This is a genomic window from Paraburkholderia mimosarum LMG 23256 = NBRC 106338, from assembly GCF_000739815.1.
Lineage (GTDB): Bacteria > Pseudomonadota > Gammaproteobacteria > Burkholderiales > Burkholderiaceae > Paraburkholderia > Paraburkholderia mimosarum.
Genome location: NZ_BBJJ01000179.1, coordinates 1 through 4,115, shown reverse-complemented (window position 1 = coordinate 4,115; position 4,115 = coordinate 1). Strand labels below are relative to the sequence as shown.

Below are 4,115 nucleotides of genomic sequence, written 5' to 3'. Positions count from 1 at the left end.
CCTTTCGATTCGGGTCTCGTACCCGGGCTGGGTCGGCGACGACGCCGTAATGCTCGAGCATCGCCGCATAGAGCCGGTTGAGTTCCGGTTCGTACAGATCGGGGGTGATGACGCCTTCCCGAAGGTTATCGAGGACGACGTAGCTCACGCTGCCACCGAAGTACCGGAATGCTTCTTCGTGAAGCTGGGCCCAGACCTGCTTGCTGGACTTCCAGACCACGCGCCGGAAGCTGCGCCGCGAGTACCGCAGGGTCATGACGAACAGCCGTGGTTTCCGGTATCGCCCCGTCTTCGGATCCTGGGTTGGGGCGCCTTCGCCGTAATCGACCTGGGCTTCTTCTCCGGCGGCGAATTCGAGGCGATCAAATTGCTCGGGATCGACGTGGCGAAGCGCCCGGACGAAGCGTTTGACGCTGTCGTAGCTCGCGGTAAAACCAAACTGGTCGACCAAATCCTGGTAGATGGCCTGGGCGTTGCGCTTCAGGCGTATCTGCTGCTCGATCCAGTCGCGATGGGGTTCGCTGGCCGAGCGAGCGAAGTTGAACGGTTTGACCGGTGTGACAACGCCGCAAGCCGGTGGGCGCGGAGATGGAGGAGTTTGGGGTGGAGGAGTTTGCGTGCCCGCCGGCTCTGTCTTGCCGGCGGGCGCGGCGGTGGAGGAATTTGCGCACGCGGCTCGCTGCGCTTCGAAAAGCGCCTGGTAACGGCGGATCGTCTTGCGGTCGACCCCGGTGAGCTCATGAATCCGGCGCTGGCTCACGCCGCGCTCGAGCAATGTGAATATCGTGCTTCGCAGATGCTGCTTCAAGACGTTCACCCCTTGGCCTCCTTCTTCTTCGAAGGAGACAAAAATAAACGTCCTGCAGCATCGTTCGTGGTCGCTCAGCAGTTCAGCCGGGGAGCGTCAGGTGGGGGAGTTTGAAGTGCCCATACCCGGAGGAGTTTGGGTGCCCGCCGGGGACTACGCAGAACGATCCCACGACTTGCAAAGCGCTCAAGGGCTGTCCGAGTACAACGAAACCAATTGCCGCCGCTACTGCAGGCTCGGCACTCATTAGAATGCCAAAGGCGGATACACTCATCCGACGCAGTGCGCTCAACTCCATGACGTAAGGTAGGAGCGGCATCAAAACGGCAAGGTATGCGGCGGAAACGAATTGTCTTTCGGGGACGTGACCGCCGCTTTGTGCGAGCCCAAACGGGGTTAGGATCAGCGAGGCTACGGACAGCGATAAAGCGACGCCTTGGAGCCCATCGAACATCGAGCCAATCCGCTTCATCAATAGAATGTAGGTGGCCCAGCCGATCGCCGATCCAACCGGAAAAATCAGTGTGGCCGGCGCTGTCACCCAGATGCCATTCCGTCGCGCGAGTAGCAACAAGCCCGTCATCGCTAGTACAGGCCACACCAACATTGCTGGTCTGCGCACGCAGAACGTCGAGATTCCAAGTGGTCCGAGGAAATTGATCGCAATCGCGAATCCGAGCGGCATACGGCGTACCGCTTCGGAGAGGCAAAGAGTCGAGCACGCCACGGTACCACCAAGTGCGATGACAGTGATCCACTGCTGCCGCGAGTAAGTGTGGACCGGCGGCCGCACGATGGCTAGGAGCAGGATCGCCGCGAAGCAAAGACGCAACCAAGACATGCTGGCGGTGCCATATTCCATCATCTGGGGTAGCGATAGCGCAGTGCCGAGTTGCATACTACACATTGATGCGATAGCAAATAGTGCGGCGACAGCGCTAGAAAATGAGGTGGATTTGCACCGAACCCAACGTCTTAGCTGCTCTCTCTTCAATTCGTCGCCCATTCAATAAATTCCTTTAAGTGCCTCCCGCGTACGATGCCGCGGTCTAGGCACCTCCACGCGGCATCCGTCTTCAAATTCGCTTGTCGAACATCGGTGCCGCATCGAAATCCCCGCATCCTCCATGCGGCTAGTCGCGCCGTCATAGTTAATGTCGTAGACGTTCGATACCGCATCGGCGGTACTACCCGACGCGGCGTTCCTCTCGAGTTCGACGGTGAGAACGGCGAGGTGATGACAAACGAGGTCGCGCTGACGTTACCCGAGAGGGTATCTGCAAAACCCATGCCGGATGCGACAGGTGAAGCGCGGAGCGGAAACGCGGGTTGAACCGACGGTACATATAAGCGTCATTCGCGACAAACCGTACATGGTATGCATGAAAGACGACTTGGCGCAGCACAAGGAGCGCCCGTTGGCGACTGTGTGGCCTCAAGAGTGACGCGTGACGCCCCTCATAGGTCAATAGTAGGCGAAGGCACGAAAGCTGCTTGGAGCGTGCTATGCACTTTTGTTAAGGGTTGCAAAGTGGACAAACATAAGCACGGAGAATACGACGAAGTGCAGGCCAGCCAGCGTTTCGGGCAGTCGTTCGTAGTCTCTGGCCAGTCGGCGGAAGCGATTGGGCCAACCGAAACTGCGCTCGACCACCCAGCGGCGCGGCAACAACACGAAGCCCTTTTTAGCATCCGACAGCTTGATTACCTGAAGCTCAATCCCTTCGTCGAGTGCCGCCTGCGCGGGCTCCTCGCCGGTATAGCCCTGATCGGCGAACGCCACCTTGACCGTCTGACCCGTGGCCTGCAGAACCTGACGCGCCAGCTCGCCGACCTGTGCGCGCTCCTGTTCGTTGGCCGGTGCCACGTGCACCTTGCTGCCTTTCTTGCGTTTGTACCCGTCATAGCCTGCGCGTGGGCCGCTAACGCAAGTCGACTGCAGCGTTCGGCCATCGAGAATGACTGCGCTCGGTTGGCCTCGCCGGTCCTGCGCAACTCGGATGATCGAGCGCAGATCGTTCACCATGGCCTCGGAACAGCCCGCCTGAATCCAGCGTTGTGTCTGCTGGTAAGCCATCTCCCACGGTGGAAAGTCATTGGGCAGCAAACGCCACGGCGCACCCGCGCGCACGATCCAGCGCAGCGCGTTGAACATCTCGCGCAGTTCGTAGCGCCGCTTCGGTGCGTCCTTGTTCATCAAAGTCAGGTATGGAGCGGCGAAGTACCACTCTTCATCCGATACATCCGTTGGGTAAGGCCTGCGGTTTTTCATCCCGCCAGGTTACCAGGTCTGGCCGAAAGTACCTAACACCTTCTAGCAAATTAGGCCGCGACGCTCGACGACTTCCAACAAGATTCTCATCGTGCGCTGCGATCCGAGAAGCGATTCGACTTCACGTATTCTGCAACCGCCGCAGGATGCGAACGTGCGACCATCTTTTTCAACTACGTGTTGTTAGAAATTCGGCGTCAAAATCTTTCTAACTTTCAATTTTGGAAAGTGAAAAATATGACATGTTCAAACCGTTCCGTTTCAATCATTGGCGCCGGAAACTCGGGGTGTGCTTTTTCTGTTGACTTGGCCAGCCGCGGATTTCACGTGCTTCTTTATGGACATCCAAAACATCGCCGCAATATTGATACGATCCAGAGAAACGGCAATCTCGCCGCTGGAGGTAAAATTGAAGGTACATTCCATCCGACAATCTCTACCGAGATGGCCGCCGCATTGGATTTCTCAGATATCCTTATTATCACTGTTCCATCATATGGGCACGATGACATCATCAACGAACTTTCCGGGTTCGATCTTAGCAATCATATCGTTGTTGTGATCAACGCAAATTTTTTTCTTTGGTGTATTCCGAGATGCTTAACGCAAAAGTTATCTTGGAAACGAATGCGTCTCCGTATGCATCATGGATGAAAGACGGTAAGGTGTTGATTACAGGTATCAAGAGCAGCCTTCCGATTGCCGCATTCCCGAACTCTCCGGCGCAGACGGAAGTGTCGCTCATTGCAGATACGTTCCCGCAGCCGCTCATTTGGTGCGGCAATATCTTCGAGATTGGCATGCAGTCCAATAATGGCGTGATCCATCCTGTCTCAACAATTCTGAACACGGGTTGGATAGAGAGCACGAGTGGAGAATTTTTGTTCTATCGGGATGGAATGACCCCATCGGTCGGGCGCGTTATCGAGGAGGTTGACAGGGAGCGGCTGCAGATTGCCGAAGCACTCGGTTTCCGGCTACAGACAGTTCTGGAAGAAATGGCGAATTTTTACGGAGGTTCATACGGCAACTTCG

At 56.7% G+C, this 4,115-nt stretch carries 5 protein-coding genes; 2 read left to right on the top strand and 3 right to left on the bottom strand.

The features are described 5' to 3' along the window. From istA to BMI01S_RS36170, 3 genes are all read right to left on the bottom strand, one after another. Positions 1-817 (bottom strand): IS21 family transposase (gene istA / locus BMI01S_RS36180; RefSeq protein ID WP_036047173.1); only part of this gene is annotated, 817 nt, incomplete at its 3' end. A gap of 73 nt (positions 818-890) precedes the next feature. Continuing rightward, on the bottom strand, positions 891-1,814 hold the full coding sequence (locus tag BMI01S_RS36175) for an EamA family transporter (protein ID WP_081723654.1): 924 nt from the start codon (positions 1,812-1,814) through the stop codon (positions 891-893). Between the two features lie 498 nt (positions 1,815-2,312). Further along, positions 2,313-3,080, bottom strand: coding sequence for an IS5 family transposase (locus BMI01S_RS36170; protein ID WP_028233006.1), 768 nt, complete (start codon positions 3,078-3,080; stop codon positions 2,313-2,315). 237 nt (positions 3,081-3,317) lie between these two features. On the opposite strand from BMI01S_RS36170, the gene BMI01S_RS40190 reads away from it, so the two are divergent. Both BMI01S_RS40190 and BMI01S_RS38475 read left to right on the top strand, forming a co-directional pair. Beyond that, the gene (locus BMI01S_RS40190; protein ID WP_081723655.1) at positions 3,318-3,734 is read left to right on the top strand and encodes a 2-dehydropantoate 2-reductase N-terminal domain-containing protein; all 417 of its coding nucleotides are present in this window, start codon (positions 3,318-3,320) and stop codon (positions 3,732-3,734) included. Continuing rightward, positions 3,731-4,115: NAD/NADP octopine/nopaline dehydrogenase family protein (locus BMI01S_RS38475; RefSeq protein ID WP_174480190.1), on the top strand; the 385-nt coding region annotated here is incomplete at its 3' end. The genes BMI01S_RS40190 and BMI01S_RS38475, both read left to right, overlap by 4 nt.

Bases quoted from the DNA above. Each gene is read 5' to 3' on its own strand.
- BMI01S_RS36175 (WP_081723654.1), bottom strand. From the start codon at position 1,814: ATGGGCGACGAATTGAAGAGAGAGCAGCTAAGACGTTGGGTTCGGTGC.
- BMI01S_RS36170 (WP_028233006.1), bottom strand. From the start codon at position 3,080: ATGAAAAACCGCAGGCCTTACCCAACGGATGTATCGGATGAAGAGTGG.
- BMI01S_RS40190 (WP_081723655.1), top strand. From the start codon at position 3,318: ATGACATGTTCAAACCGTTCCGTTTCAATCATTGGCGCCGGAAACTCG.